Raw genomic sequence first — 13,531 nt, 5'->3', positions numbered from 1 at the left:
ACCTTATCGGACGTTGACGCGAACTTCGAGCGTCTGGGAGGCTTCGGAGGGGAGGCTTTTGAGAACCCACTTGACGTGGGTGTATTGCTGGGGGGGGATGGTGACTTCTTTTGCGAATTTCTTGCCGTTCTCTTCAACCGTGATGGTTTTCTTGAGGGGCTCTTTTGCGAAGCTCTTGCCACCGTCGGCACTGTACTGAAGTTCTGCGGCCTGAAGATCTGTTGCAGAATTGGCGATGAACTGGGTTTGCTCTGGAATGGGTTGAACAATGGAAACATTGCTCAGGGCTTTCTGGGTCACGTTCTGCACTGCAGTGGAAAGGACCAGCAGGTCTTTTGGTTTCACTGAAGTGGGGTTGAGCTTGCGGTTCTCGATCACTTTGCCGTCTTTGGTCTGGGTCGTCACCAGGTAGGTGCTGCTCTTGACCACCAGAGGGCTGGTTGTGGCCGCAACGAGCAAAACGGGGACTGCCCACAGAGCTGTGAGTGTTTTCATCGTTCCTCCATGAGAACTTGAAGTGAGGTCAGTGTACAAAGAGGGTCGTCGCAGGAACCTTAAGGTGGTTTATTAACAGCGATTAATAATTTTGAAGATTGAATGGAAGCACTGCTCAATCCAAAAACAGCGTTCAGGAAACCAAATCATCAAAATCCCGGTAGAGCTTACGGGATTTGTGTGGCATCATGATTTAACATTCCAGCAGGTGGCAACCCGAGGGCATGCAGCCTGCACCTCAGGGCACCAACCCCTCGCAGATCACATTTCACCTGCAAAAAAACATACATACCCACACAGAAAGGCGACTTAAGATGGACAGGCAAAAGCATGCACCATCCCATGCAAAGGAGGCTTTCATGTCTGATCCCAAAAACACTGCCCATCAGGAATTTCTTGCCAAAATCCATTCCCTCTTAAAAGACATCCGCATCGCCATGCTCACCACCCAGCACGAAGGGGGAGAGCTGTACAGCCGCCCCATGGCCACCCAGGAAGCCGAATTTGACGGGACCCTGTACTTCCTGACCAGCAAAAAATCCGGCAAGATCAGTGATCTGCTGAACTTCCCGAAAGTCAATCTGGCCTACAGCCATCCTGGCAAGAACAGCTTTGTGAGCATATCAGGCCGGGCACAGCTGCTGAACGACAGAGAAAAGATTGAAGAACTCTGGAACCCCATCAATGCCGCTTTCTTCCCTGATGGCAAAGATGATCCCGACATTGTGGTCATCAAAGTCGAAGCCGACAGCGCTGAATACTGGGACAGCCCCAGCAGCAAGATTGTGCAGGCCTACAGTTTCATCAAGACTGCTGTCACTGGCAACCACGATCACGCAGGCGAAAACGAACGCCAGAAGATCTGACCTCTGGTCATTTGTAGGGGCGCAGCGTGCTGCGCCCTGTTTGGTTATGATTTACTTCCTCCACCCCAGCACAAATTGTTCCTGTTCTTTGGTCTGGATGGTGCCATTGCGTGCTGCTCTGACAGCAACCACTGAATCCTCAGGACTGTACCCATGGAGTTCCTGAAGCAAGATGGCTGCCAGAAGCCCTGTACGCCCCAGTCCGCCCACGCAATGAATGGTGAAGGTGGCTCCAGACTGATAGGTGGTTTTTAACTCCTCCACAAAGCCCTCAAATGCATCCAGATCATCTGGAACACTCAAATCTGTGATCGGAAAATGCAGATGCTCCATCCCCAGGCTCAGGGTTTCTTTGCGCAGGTGGGGAATCTGCAGGTCTGCCAGCTCAAAATCCTCCACCAGGGTGATCAGGTGGGTGGTGCCGTAAGTGTCTCGCAGGCGCATCAGGTCGGTCTGCAAATCCCGATTGTGCACTGTACCAGACCATGTTCCCTTTCCTTTCTTGCCCGGAGCAAAAGTCATGTGAATGCGGGTGTCAGGAACATGGGGGGCCAGAATGGGGTTGTCGCTGGGCATGGGGTCCTCCTGGGAAACGGATTGGTTTTTGCTCTATTTTATGGCCTGAAACTCTCGGCCAGAGCAAGGGGCAGTCACACCCTGTCTTTCCCTCTTTTCCTGTACCCTGAGGCCATGAAAGACCTGTACCGGGAAGAAATTTTCATCCAGAACCATGCAGACAGGACGATATATATTGCACTTGAGCCTCTGGACCGAAAATACGACCTGCAGACAGGTCGGGAAATGCGCATCGAAATCACCTATGACCTGCCCCAGATCCCGGGAACCTCCCAATTCCATGCGGTACAGGAAACTGGAGGCATTCGGTATTACATTGCAGGATCAAGGCACCAGAATGAGCATCTGGTCGGGTTTGTGGTCTGGATCGATGGGGAGCAGGTGGACCAGTGGATGTGAATGTGGCTCATTGCAGGGGTGAGGCATACCTCGACCTTTAAGCCCATCTCAGAGTCAATGAAAAGGGCGCAGCACGCTCTCTGGTTCAGAGCAGGGAACCACATGCTGGTTCCCTTTCACGCTGCGCCCCTACAAGTTCCTGTAGAACAATCTCAGCTGTGGATCATGCGTTTGTCCACACCCATCGCTGCTTCCTTCACCACTTCGGAGAGGGTGGGGTGGGCGTGCACGGTGCGGGCCAGATCTTCGGCGCTTCCACCGAATTCCATCACGGTGACCACTTCAGCGATCAGCTCAGACACGCTGGGGCCAATCATGTGGGCGGCGATCAGGCGATCGGTTTTGGCGTCGGCAATGATCTTCACGAAGCCACGGGTGTCGTCATGGGCCAGAGCGCGACCGTTGGCAATGAATTTGAAGGTGCCTGCTTTGTACTCCACACCTTTGTCTTTCAGTTGCTTCTCGGTGGGTCCCACCCAGGCAATTTCAGGGCTGGTGTAAATCACGCTGGGAACGCAGTCGTAATTCACGTGTCCGGCCTGACCGGCGATCAGTTCGGCGCAGGCGACACCTTCATCTTCGGCCTTGTGGGCCAGCATCAGGCCACCGACCACGTCCCCGATGGCGTACACGCCCTTCAGGTTGGTGTGGTAGTGCTCGTCGATCTTGATGAAGCCCCGTTCGGTAAGTTCCAGCCCTACTTTTTCAGCCCCGAGGTTGTCGGTGTTGGGGATGCGGCCCACAGAGGCGATCAGTTTGTCGCATTCGTAGGTCTGCTCTCCACTGGGATCGGTGTAGGTCACCACGACTCTGTCGCCCAGGTCTTCCACTTTGGAGATCTTGACGTTCAGGATGATCTTCATGCCCTGCTTTTGGAAGTGACGGAGGGCTTCTTTGGCAATGCCTTCATCGGCAATTTCCAGGAAGCCGCCCGCTTCGAGCGCAGTCACTTCTGAACCCATGCGGCGCCACACGCTGCCGAGTTCCAGACCGATCACCCCTGCACCAATCACACCGAGTTTTGCAGGCACCTGATCGAGGCTGAGTGCCCCGACATTGTCCAGGATGTTGCCACCAAACTTGAAGAAAGGCAGTTCGCGGGGTTTGGAACCGGTGGCCAGAATCACATGCTTGGCCTTCAGTTCCTCTTCGCCCACCTTCACAACCCACTGTTCGCCTTCCTTGCGGTCCAGGGTGCCGTACCCGTGGTAGGCGGTGACCTTGTTCTTCTTGAACAGCATCTGGATGCCGCCGGTCAGTTGCTTGACGATGCCGTCTTTGCGGGCCATCAGTTTCGCGAGGTCCAGTTTGACCCCTGAAACCTCGATGCCGTGGTCTGCATATTCATGCTGCACGGCTTCCAGTTTGTGGGTGGAGTCCAGCAGGGCCTTGGAGGGAATGCATCCCACGTTCAGGCAGGTTCCGCCCAGGGACTGCTTGCCTTCCTTGTTGCTGAAAGCGTCCACACAGGCCACCTTGAAGCCCAATTGGGCAGCGCGAATGGCCGCCACGTAACCACCGGGGCCACCACCGATCACCAAAACATCGTATTCGGACATGGTTCTTCCTTTCAGGCGTAGGGGCGCAGCGTGCTGCGCCCTCAGGGTCTGCAAGGGCGCAGCACGCTGCGCCCCTACGTATTGTGATTACAGATCCAGCAGCAGACGGGCAGGGTCTTCCAGCAGTTTCTTGATGGTGACCAGGAACAGCACGGCTTCGCGTCCGTCGATGATGCGGTGGTCGTAACTCATGGCGATGTACATCATGGGGCGAATGACCACCTGACCGTTTTCGGCCACGGGGCGCTCGATGATGTTGTGCATGCCCAGAATGGCGCTCTGGGGGGCGTTCAGGATGGGGGTGCTCATCATGCTGCCGAAGGTTCCCCCGTTGGTGATGGAGAAGGTGCCTCCGGTCATGTCTTCGAGACCCAGTTTGCCGTTCTTGGCTTTCTGGGCGTATTCACCGATCTGCTTCTCGATGTCGGCGAGGGTGGACTGGTCGGTGTTGCGCAGGATGGGCACCACCAGACCGCGCTCACTGGCCACGGCAATGCCGATGTCGTAGTACCCGTGGTAGATGATGTCATTTCCGTCCACACTGGCATTGATGATGGGGTACTGCTTGAGGGCCTCGGTGGCGGCACGCACGAAGAAGCTCATGAAGCCAAGTTTGATGCCGTGCTTCTTGACGAACTCATCCTGGTACTTCTTGCGCAGGTCCATGATGGGTTTCATGTCCACTTCGTTGAAGGTGGTCAGGATGGCGGCGGTGTTCTGCACTTCCTTCAGACGTTTGGAGATGGTCTGGCGGATGCGGGTCATGGGCACGCGCTGCTCAGGACGTGCACCTGCGGGAATCTCGACCTGAGGAGCCACAGCGGCGGGTTTGCTTCCGCCGGTCTGGATGTGGGTCAGCACGTCACCCTTGGTGATGTTGCCTTTGGGTCCGGTGGCCTGTACTTCTGCGGGGTTCACGCCGCTCTCGGCCACGAGCTTGCGCACGGCAGGGGAGAGGTCGCCACTGGTGGAGTGGACCTGGGTGGGACCCTGGGGCAGCTCGGCCTTGGCGCTGTCTTTTTTGGGTTCTTCGGGGGCTGCAGGGGTTGCAGCAGGAGCAGATCCCGCACCGGCAGTGGCAGCCGTGTCGACTTTTGCGATCACTTCTTCACTGGTGACGGTGTCCCCTTCATTCTTAAAGGTTTCGGTGAGCACGCCAGACTCCTGGGCGTACACTTCCAGAACCACCTTGTCGGTCTCGATTTCGATCAGCACGTCGCCCTTGGCCACGGCCTGACCTTTTTGTTTCTTCCACCCCAGCAGGGTGCCTTCGCTCACGGACTCTGAGAATACGGGAACTTTTACGTCAACAATCATGTGTCTGGGTCTCCTTCAGGATCATACCCTGTGTGGGGTCTGGTCTGCACCTGCAGGGTGCGGCATAAAGAGAGCAGTGGTTTCCCACTGCTCCGGGGCCTGATGCTTATTTTAATCCCAGGGCGCGCTGGATCACGTCCTGCTGCTCCTGGTTGTGCTTGCTGGTGTAACCCACTGCAGGGCTTGCACTGCGGGGACGGGTGGCGTCCTTCAGGGTCTGACCACCTTGCATGCTCTGTTCGATGTCTTCACGCACGAACATCCATGCCCCCATGTTGCGGGGTTCTTCCTGGGCCCACACCACTTCGGCATTCGGGTACTGCTCAAGAATGGCCTTCAGCTGGTCATGTGCAAAGGGGTAGAGCTGCTCGATGCGCACGATGGCGACATTCTTCAGGCCTGCTTCTTCACGGGCTTTGAAGAGTTCCCAGTACAGTTTGCCGGAGCACAGCACCACACGGTTGACGTCTTCTCTGACAGCAGCAGTGTCAGGAATGATCTCCTGGAACTTGCCGTTTGTGAGGTCTTCCAGAGGGGACACACACAGGGGGTTTCTCAGAAGGCTCTTTCCGGTCATCACAATCAGCGGTTTGCGGTAATTGCGGATGATCTGGCGGCGCAGCATGTGGAAGACCTGCGCAGGGGTGGAGGGCACCACCACCTGAATGTTGTCCTGGGCGGTGAGCTGCATGAAGCGTTCCAGACGGGCGCTGGAGTGCTCGGGACCCTGTCCTTCGTAACCGTGGGGGAGCAGCATCACCAGTCCTGCCAGACGGCCCCATTTGGCTTCGCTGGAGGAGATGAACTGGTCAATCACGGGCTGGGCGCAGTTGGCAAAGTCTCCGAACTGGGCTTCCCAGAGGACCAGGGTGGAAGGATCGGTGGCAGCATAACCGTACTCGTAGGCCAGGACCGCTTCTTCAGAGAGGGTGGAGTCGATGACTTCCACACGGCCCTGGTTTTCGGACACGTGGGCGAGGGTCAGGTACTCTTCGCCTTCGGGGATGTCCTCGGTGAGCTGGTTGTGCCACACGGCATGGCGGTGGGTGAAGGTTCCGCGTCCAGCGTCCTCACCGCACAGGCGCACATTGTAGCCCTCGTTCAGCAGGGTGCCGTAAGCGAGGTTTTCGGCCATGCCCCAGTCCAGGGGTTGTTTGCCGTCGATCATGTCCCGGCGGGCTTTGGCGACACGCTCGACCCCACGGTGCAGCTTGAAGCTGTCGGGGATGGTGGTGATGGCGTAACCGACCTTTTTGAGGGTCTCAGGGTCCACAGCTGTGTTGGCTTCTGCCGTCCAGTGGGTGCCCAGGACGGATTTCCAGGCTTTTGAGCGCTCGGCATTGAAGTCGGTTTCAACAGCATCGGCAACGGTGTCGCCTTTTTCCAGCGCAGCCCGGTACTCTTCAACGTAGGTGTTGGCGTCGCTTTCAGCGATGATGCCTTCTTTTGCCAGTGTCTGTCCGTACAGTGCGCGGGTTCCAGGGTGGGCCTGGATCTTGCGGTACATCATGGGCTGGGTCATGCTGGGGTCGTCGCTCTCGTTGTGCCCGAGTTTGCGGTAACCGATCAGGTCGATGAACACATCCTTGTGGAAGGTCTGGCGGTAGTCCAGGGCCAGTTCAGCGGCCCACACGCAGGCTTCAGGATCATCCGCGTTCACGTGGAACACCGGAGCGTCGATCATCTTGGCCACATCGGTGCAGTAACGGCTGGTGCGGGCATCCCTGAGGTCAGAGATGGTGAAGCCCACCTGGTTGTTCACCACGATGTGCAGGGTCCCACCCACAGCAAAACCACGAATGCCAGCAAGGTTAAGGGTCTCAGCGACCACGCCCTGACCGGCCACAGCTGCGTCACCGTGCAGCACAATGGGGAGCACAGTGGAGCGGCCTTCCACGTCACCGAGGCGGGCCTGACGGGCACGGACCGATCCGGCCACCACAGGGTTCACGATTTCCAGGTGAGAGGGGTTGAAGGCCAGCGCAAGGTGCACAGGGCCACCCTCGGTCTGCACGTCAGAAGAGAAGCCCATGTGGTATTTCACGTCTCCGGCAAAATCGCTGGAGAAGGTCTTCTTGCCATCGAATTCAGCGAACAGGTCGCTGGGTTTCTTGCCGAAAATGTTGATCAGCACGTTCAGACGGCCACGGTGGGCCATCCCGACCACCACGTCCTTGACGCCCAGTTTGCCTGCACGCAGCACGATGCTGTCCAGCATGGGGATCAGGGTTTCGGTGCCTTCCAGGGAGAAGCGTTTCTGCCCCACGTAACGCACATGCAGGTAACGCTCCAGACCCTCAGCACTGGTCAGTTTGCGCAGGATGCGCTTTCTGGCCTCAGGACTGAAGTTGAAACGGCCCTGGGTGCCCTCAATACGCTTTTGCAGCCACTGGCGTTCTTCGGAAGGAATGTACACATACTCGTACCCGATGGAACCACAGTAGGTTTTCAGCAGTTGTTCCCGGACCTCTGCGAGGGTGCCCTTGAAACCACCATCTTCCACATGGGAAGACAGGTCTGCATCGGTCAGCCCGTAGAAGGTGAGAGACAGCTCGGGAACGTCCTCTTCCTTGCGCAGGTCGAGGGGATTGATTTTCGCTCGCAGGTGGCCCAGCAGGCGGTATGCAGCAATGTAGGCAGAGATGCCGGTGTTGGCCTTGCCTTCTTTGGTCGCCACGGCAGTGTGACCATTGAGCCCAGTGAACCGCAAGAGGGGCTTCTGACCGAGGGTCAGGAAGGCTTGCTGCACTGGAGAGTGGGGGGTGTCGGTGGGTGCACCATTTCCCTCAAAAAAACGGCGCCACTCAGGCGCTACCGAAGAGGGGTCACCCAGATAATCTTCGTACAGGGCTTCCAGAAAACTGGCGCTGCCTCCGTACATGATCGTGCTCTCGGCTGACTTCATAACGTCTTATAGCATACCCCTCCATTGCATGAGGGGAAAAGGTGAAATGCTCGATTTGACACTGTTACTCTCAGAGTACATACGTTTTTTGCATGACTCTGAAAAGAATCGAACGGAATTTTGAAGGTCAAGCCTGCAAGAACGTGCAAATCACAGGACTTTGCATCCAGCATACAATCGCTCTGCGGCCTGCTCCAGGGTCTCTTGCCCCTTACAGAAGGCAAACCTCAGGCCTGCAAATGGACTGCCCCCCTGATTGTAAAAGACCCCCATCGGAATGGAAGCCACCCCAACTTCTGTGAGCATCCAGTCACATGCGGCCTGCTCGCTCAGACCCAGATGGGAGACATCGGCCACCACAAAGTAACCTCCCTCAGGCTGGTAGACCGGAAAACCAGCGTCTTTCAGGGAAGCACTCAGGAAATCCCGCTTCTGGATGTAGCCCTGTTGAACGCTCCCAGAATAGTCAAAGGTCTGTGCAGTCTTCAGGGCCAGCATGGTGGCATGTTGCAAAGGACTGGGAGCACAGAAAGAGACCCACTGGTGCACACCCCTGAGGGCTTTTGTAAGCCTTTCGCTGGCAAAGGCCCATCCCACCCTCCAGCCTGTCACCGCAAAAGTCTTGCCTGCACTGCCCACAGTGATGGTCCGCTCCTGCATCCCTTCCAGCGTGTGAATGCACAGGTGCTCCACTTCAAAAGTCAGTCGGTCATAGACCTCATCTGAAATCACATACAGGTCATGCACCAAGGCCAGGTCTGCAATGGCCTGCAACTCTGCTCTGGTGAACACCTTCCCTGTGGGATTGTGAGGGGTGTTCAGGATGATGACCCTGGTTTTTTCCGTGATGGCTGCTTTCAGTGCATCCACATCCAGTTGATAGCCACCTTCAAATCTCAGGGCCACGAAAACGGGAATGCCTCCAGCGAGCTTCACCTGGGGGGCATACATGTCGTAGGTGGGCTCCAGAACGATCACTTCGTCGCCCTGCTGCAAAATGCCCTGAAGTGCTCCCTGCACTGCCTCTGTTGCGCCTGCAGTGATGGTGACCTCGGTGGCAGGATTCAGTTTCAGACCCAGACGTTTTTCTGCATCCTGGGCCAGTTCTTCCCTCAGGGTCATCAATCCTGCAACAGGTGCATATTGTTGAGGCCCAGAAAAAGATTCCCTCAGGGCCTCCTGCACGAAAGCTGGAGGAGCATGGTCTGGGAAACCCTGCCCCAGATTCACTGCACCAAGATCCATGGCACGGAGGGTCATCTGGGTGAAAGGGCTGTCTCTGAAAGTCTGCAAAACAGGGTTGAGTTCCCGCATATCAGGCAGTGTAATGGCTCAGGGGCGATTCAGTGCAAGACTCCTATGCAAGACAAAACCCAGATCAAGAAAGATGTAAGGGCGAGGGGTGCCTCGCCCTTCAGTGACTCCCTGGATTTACTGGTTCAAATAATGCGACAGCGTCAAACTCGCCTGATCGATCTGCAGGCGGTCCTGCATGCTGAAGACCAGACCATGCCTCAGGTGGCGGATGTTGAGCCTGAGGGCGTTGGCGAAGGAGTCCACGCTCTCGAGTTCCTCCCATTTCACGGTCAGAAACGAGGAGACACTGTTGAAGACCAGACGCCTGCTGGTGATCAGCAGTTCACCGGAAGCCTGGGGTCGCATGCCTTCTGTGAAGATGTACTCGCTGAGGGGGCTCGACAGGTGGTATTGCACCGTGCGAATGATGCGGCAGCCGATGTTGTCCAGCAGAGGTTGCTGTTCCGAGAACATGTGCAGCCCGGTCAGGAGCACATGCACTTTCTCTTCTGGAGAGAGGTAGGCTGGACGGTAATCCAGCAAGGGCAATTTCAGCGGATCAAGCTGCCTGCCATTTTTGCTGGTCTTGATGGGCGTGACATAGTTCTTCAATTCGGCGGGCAGGGGTGCATCGGGTGGAGCGTCAATGTCGAGCGCCACTTCGTCTGCTGCAGGTTCAGCCTCTGCCACCGGCACAGAGGGCTGGGTGGCTTCTGGGCTGGCTTCGGGCAGCACCTCTTCAACAGCTTTTTTGCTTTTGGCCGCAGAGGAGCGTGCAGTGCTTTTTCTGCTGGTTTTTGTGGAAGCCACATGATTCAGGTCTGCAGAGAGCGCGACGTCGGGCGAAACGAGGGTATGCAAAGCGGATTCATCGGCAGAAGGCTGGATTTCGACCGTCTGGCCATCCACCTCTGCAGTTTGGGTTGTGCTTTTCTTACGCGGCATGCGACCACCTGACACGGGACTCATTCCCGGGTTTGACATGTATTCACAATGGGTTGACCCCATTATAATGGTTTTTTCTGACACAAAAGTGTTGGACTGACCGATGACTATTGTAATTCATCAATAAACAGAGGAACGTGAGATTTTTCGATGACCTCGTAAATGCGCTCCAGCACTTCTGGATTGACACCGGGCGTGGCCAGACGGAAACAGGCCGAGTATTTGTTGTATAGCTCTCTGGTCCCACCGCCCAGACGCTGCAGTTCAGCCGGGGTGAGGAGTTTCAGAAAACCCTCCTCCTCAAAAAAGAGGGCATCCCGACCTGCGAAAAGCACCGCATGCAGGAACTCACTGACGTACCTGGGGTTGTACCAGAAGCCGTAATTCATCTGGTCGGTCAGGTCATCCAGTTCAGAGAGCTCTCCGGGCTCCATGCCTGTGCTGACCAGTTTGCGGGCAAGCTCCATGCGCCTGAGGCGAATTCTGGCGTATTCCTGCAAAGAGAGCTTGCCCGTTTTCGGCCCGAGCTTCCCCCCCACCAGGCGTTTCAGGCGGTAGGCCAGCACGTAGTCCTGGTATTCAAGGAGGAGTTGCTCTATGGGTCTTTCCATCTGTCCTTACTGTAATACCTGAGAAGACCCATGTAGACAGTGAAGGCTTTACCTTTTCAGCATCTTTTCGCCACAGATCTTAAGGAATTCATCCCTCCCGCTTCAGCACGTAGAAGTTTCCACCCTGCCGCACAAAATCCGAAAGGAAGTACCCCTGTTTCAGGTAATGCATCAGGGCTTCTCTGCCTGCTGCCCGCCAGGCCCGGGCACCTTCCAGATCCTCCCTGACCAGGGCACCGAAATCTTCTGGGAGCCGGTACACCAGGGTGTCTTCCTGCAGATCCAGATGGTTCTCCAGACCAGAATTGATGCAATTCAGGTGCTGAATGCCTGGTGTGACTGGAGGTGCATAAATCCGTTCGTACACCTGGGGGGCAAGCAGGTTCCATTCGGCAATCACCCGGTCGCTGTCCACCCCCGCATTCACCCCGCTCATCTGGCCATAGAGGTTGGGATGGTACTCCCGGACCACCGCCCCGAGCTTGCGCAGGTTGAAGTTGGCATTCACCGAGCGCATGGGATCAAAACTCCACACCACACGTTCAATGCCTCTGGACAGGCACCAGTCCCGCTGAAACCGTTTGAGCCGCACCGCCACATCCGTCCCACGGTACTCGGGGATCACCCCGAGCATGTGGGAATGCTGCTTCTCGGGGTCGGCTGTAGGAATGCCCATCACAAATCCGATCATCAGGTCGCCATCAAAGGCCCCGGCCACCAGACCCCCCTGGTACATGAAAGCCACAGTGAGCCCTTGCGGAACAATATCCAGTTCACTGCGGCCCCACACCAGGGCCTGCAACTCCTGGATGCGGGTCACTCCGGTGTGGTCCCGGAGTTCACGGATTTCGATCATGCCCTGACCTCATGTTTGCGCAGGGTGATGGTGTTCAGGAAGTCCTGATTCAGGGTGACCCCAATGCCAGGACCGGTGGGAACAGGCATCAGGCCATCCACGGCCTCCAGAGGCTCATTGATGATGTCGGTTTCCCAGTAGCGGCTTGCACTGGAGGTGTCTCCGGGCTTGGTGAAACCGGGAAGGCTGGAAATGTGGATGTTGAACGCACGCCCCACTCCGGCCTCCAGCATCCCACCCATCCACAGGGGAATGCCAAAAGACTGGGACACCGTATGAATCTTCAGGCTTTCGCTGACCCCACCCACACGGGCAGGTTTCAGGTTGATCACCCGACCCGCATGGTTTTCCAGCGCCTTGCGGGTGTCCTCAGCACTGAGAATGCTTTCGTCCAGGCACAAAGGGGTCTGGATCAGTTTCTGCAGTTTGGCGTGATCGTGCAAGTCTTCGTAGGGGAGGGGTTGCTCGATGTAATCCAGCTGGTATTCATCAAGCTTCTGGAAGGTGCGCACATCGGCCATGCTGTAGGCACTGTTGGCATCCACAGTGAGGGTGATGTCCGGGAACTCTGCACGGGTGTCTTTGACGATGTTCAGGTCCCAGCCGGGTTTGATTTTGAGTTTGATGCGCCTGTACCCCTGCATCACGTGTTTTTCAACAGCACGCACGGTGTCATCGACGGTGGGCTGAATGCCCAGAGACACCCCGACCGTCACTTCCTTGCGCACCCCTCCGATCAGGTGGGACAGGGAAACGTTCAGGCTTCTGGCCCACAGGTCCCAGAAGGCCATTTCCAGTACAGCTTTGGCCATGCGGTTTCCTCTGAATGGAGCAATCACCTGTCCGAGTTCCTGGGGGTTGTTGAAGGTCTTGCCCAGCACCCTGGGAAGCAGCACGTCTTTCAGCAGGTACTCTGCGCCCGGGGTGGTTTCCTCACGGTAGAGGGGCAGCATCTCCATGACGCTCTCGCCGTACCCTTCTTTGCCCTCTCCTCTCAGGGTCAGGACCAGAATGGTGCGTTTGGTCTGCACACCGAAAGAGGTCTCAAAGCGAAACTTGAGGGGAAGCTCAATGAGCTGCAGGGTGGCGGATTCAATTTTCATGGTATGAGGTATAACACGCCGGGTCTTTCACTAGGCAAAATTGCGCATCCATGAATCGGGTCCAAATTTCAGGCTGCGGCCTGCAGGGCAGAATCTGTATACAATAACCAGCATGGGTTACCAGTATCCTGCACGGCTGCAAAACGCGAAAGACATCATCATTGCCGACAAGGTCAACAAACACTACGGCAGTTACCACGCCCTCAGAGACGTCAGCATTCAGGTCAAACAGGGCGAGGTTGTCGTCATCATCGGCCCCAGTGGAAGTGGCAAGAGCACGTTCATTCGCACCATCAACCACCTGGAGCAGCACCAGAGCGGCAAGATCGTGGTGGACGGGATTGAGCTGAACAACGACGTGAAGAACATCGACCAGATCAGAAGGGAAGTGGGAATGGTGTTCCAGCAGTTCAACCTGTTCCCGCACCTCACCGTCTTGCAGAACATCACGCTGGCCCCGATGAGGGTACGCAAGTGGGACAAAGCAAAGGCAGAGAGCAAAGCGTATGAGTTGCTGGACCGGGTGGGGATCAGAGAGCAAGCGTTGAAGTACCCTGCACAACTCTCCGGGGGCCAGCAGCAACGGGTGGCGATTGCCCGAGC

13 protein-coding genes are annotated in these 13,531 nt (G+C 56.5%); 3 read left to right on the top strand and 10 right to left on the bottom strand.

Annotated features, from left to right (window positions below; translation table 11 throughout):
- Positions 1 to 3: 3 nt before the first annotated feature.
- Positions 4 to 495, bottom strand: coding sequence for a hypothetical protein (locus DC3_RS24760; RefSeq protein WP_146889913.1), 492 nt, complete (start codon positions 493 to 495; stop codon positions 4 to 6).
- 359 nt (positions 496 to 854) lie between these two features.
- Between DC3_RS24760 and DC3_RS24755 the strand changes: the two genes are divergently transcribed.
- A complete protein-coding gene (locus tag DC3_RS24755; RefSeq protein ID WP_146889910.1) occupies positions 855 to 1,361 on the top strand; it encodes a pyridoxamine 5'-phosphate oxidase family protein in 507 nt (168 codons plus the stop codon).
- Between the two features lie 51 nt (positions 1,362 to 1,412).
- Here the strand turns inward: DC3_RS24755 and DC3_RS24750 are convergent, their stop codons facing one another.
- Positions 1,413 to 1,937, bottom strand: coding sequence for a cyclin-dependent kinase inhibitor 3 family protein (locus DC3_RS24750; protein ID WP_146889907.1), 525 nt, complete (start codon positions 1,935 to 1,937; stop codon positions 1,413 to 1,415).
- 114 nt (positions 1,938 to 2,051) lie between these two features.
- On the opposite strand from DC3_RS24750, the gene DC3_RS24745 reads away from it, so the two are divergent.
- Complete coding sequence (locus DC3_RS24745) at positions 2,052 to 2,336, top strand: hypothetical protein (RefSeq protein WP_146889904.1); 285 nt, start codon at positions 2,052 to 2,054, stop codon at positions 2,334 to 2,336.
- Positions 2,337 to 2,488: 152 nt separating this feature from the next.
- On the opposite strand, the gene lpdA is transcribed toward DC3_RS24745, so the two are convergent.
- The 8 genes from lpdA to menC form a co-directional block, all read right to left on the bottom strand.
- The gene (gene lpdA / locus DC3_RS24740; protein WP_146889901.1) at positions 2,489 to 3,895 is read right to left on the bottom strand and encodes a dihydrolipoyl dehydrogenase; all 1,407 of its coding nucleotides are present in this window, start codon (positions 3,893 to 3,895) and stop codon (positions 2,489 to 2,491) included.
- Between the two features lie 87 nt (positions 3,896 to 3,982).
- A complete protein-coding gene (gene odhB, locus DC3_RS24735) occupies positions 3,983 to 5,209 on the bottom strand; it encodes a 2-oxoglutarate dehydrogenase complex dihydrolipoyllysine-residue succinyltransferase (RefSeq protein ID WP_146889989.1) in 1,227 nt (408 codons plus the stop codon).
- A gap of 109 nt (positions 5,210 to 5,318) precedes the next feature.
- Complete coding sequence (locus DC3_RS24730; protein WP_146889899.1) at positions 5,319 to 8,117, bottom strand: 2-oxoglutarate dehydrogenase E1 component; 2,799 nt, start codon at positions 8,115 to 8,117, stop codon at positions 5,319 to 5,321.
- Positions 8,118 to 8,267: 150 nt separating this feature from the next.
- The gene (locus tag DC3_RS24725; protein WP_146889896.1) at positions 8,268 to 9,431 is read right to left on the bottom strand and encodes a pyridoxal phosphate-dependent aminotransferase; all 1,164 of its coding nucleotides are present in this window, start codon (positions 9,429 to 9,431) and stop codon (positions 8,268 to 8,270) included.
- A gap of 117 nt (positions 9,432 to 9,548) precedes the next feature.
- Positions 9,549 to 10,358, bottom strand: a complete 810-nt coding sequence (locus tag DC3_RS24720) for a hypothetical protein (RefSeq protein WP_146889893.1) — start codon at positions 10,356 to 10,358, stop codon at positions 9,549 to 9,551.
- Between the two features lie 107 nt (positions 10,359 to 10,465).
- A complete protein-coding gene (locus tag DC3_RS24715; protein WP_146889890.1) occupies positions 10,466 to 10,969 on the bottom strand; it encodes a hypothetical protein in 504 nt (167 codons plus the stop codon).
- An 88-nt stretch (positions 10,970 to 11,057) separates the two neighbouring features.
- The gene (locus DC3_RS24710) at positions 11,058 to 11,825 is read right to left on the bottom strand and encodes a GNAT family N-acetyltransferase (protein WP_146889887.1); all 768 of its coding nucleotides are present in this window, start codon (positions 11,823 to 11,825) and stop codon (positions 11,058 to 11,060) included.
- A complete protein-coding gene (gene menC, locus DC3_RS24705) occupies positions 11,822 to 12,928 on the bottom strand; it encodes an o-succinylbenzoate synthase (RefSeq protein WP_146889884.1) in 1,107 nt (368 codons plus the stop codon). Before menC ends, DC3_RS24710 begins: the two co-directional genes overlap by 4 nt.
- 112 nt (positions 12,929 to 13,040) lie before the next feature.
- Between menC and DC3_RS24700 the strand changes: the two genes are divergently transcribed.
- Positions 13,041 to 13,531: amino acid ABC transporter ATP-binding protein (locus tag DC3_RS24700; protein ID WP_146889880.1), on the top strand; the 491-nt coding region annotated here is incomplete at its 3' end.

Origin of the sequence: Deinococcus cellulosilyticus NBRC 106333 = KACC 11606 (assembly GCF_007990775.1) — a bacterium.
GTDB lineage: Bacteria > Deinococcota > Deinococci > Deinococcales > Deinococcaceae > Deinococcus_C > Deinococcus_C cellulosilyticus.
The sequence above is the reverse complement of the archived record's forward strand: the minus strand, read 5'-3'. Positions and strand labels throughout refer to the sequence as shown.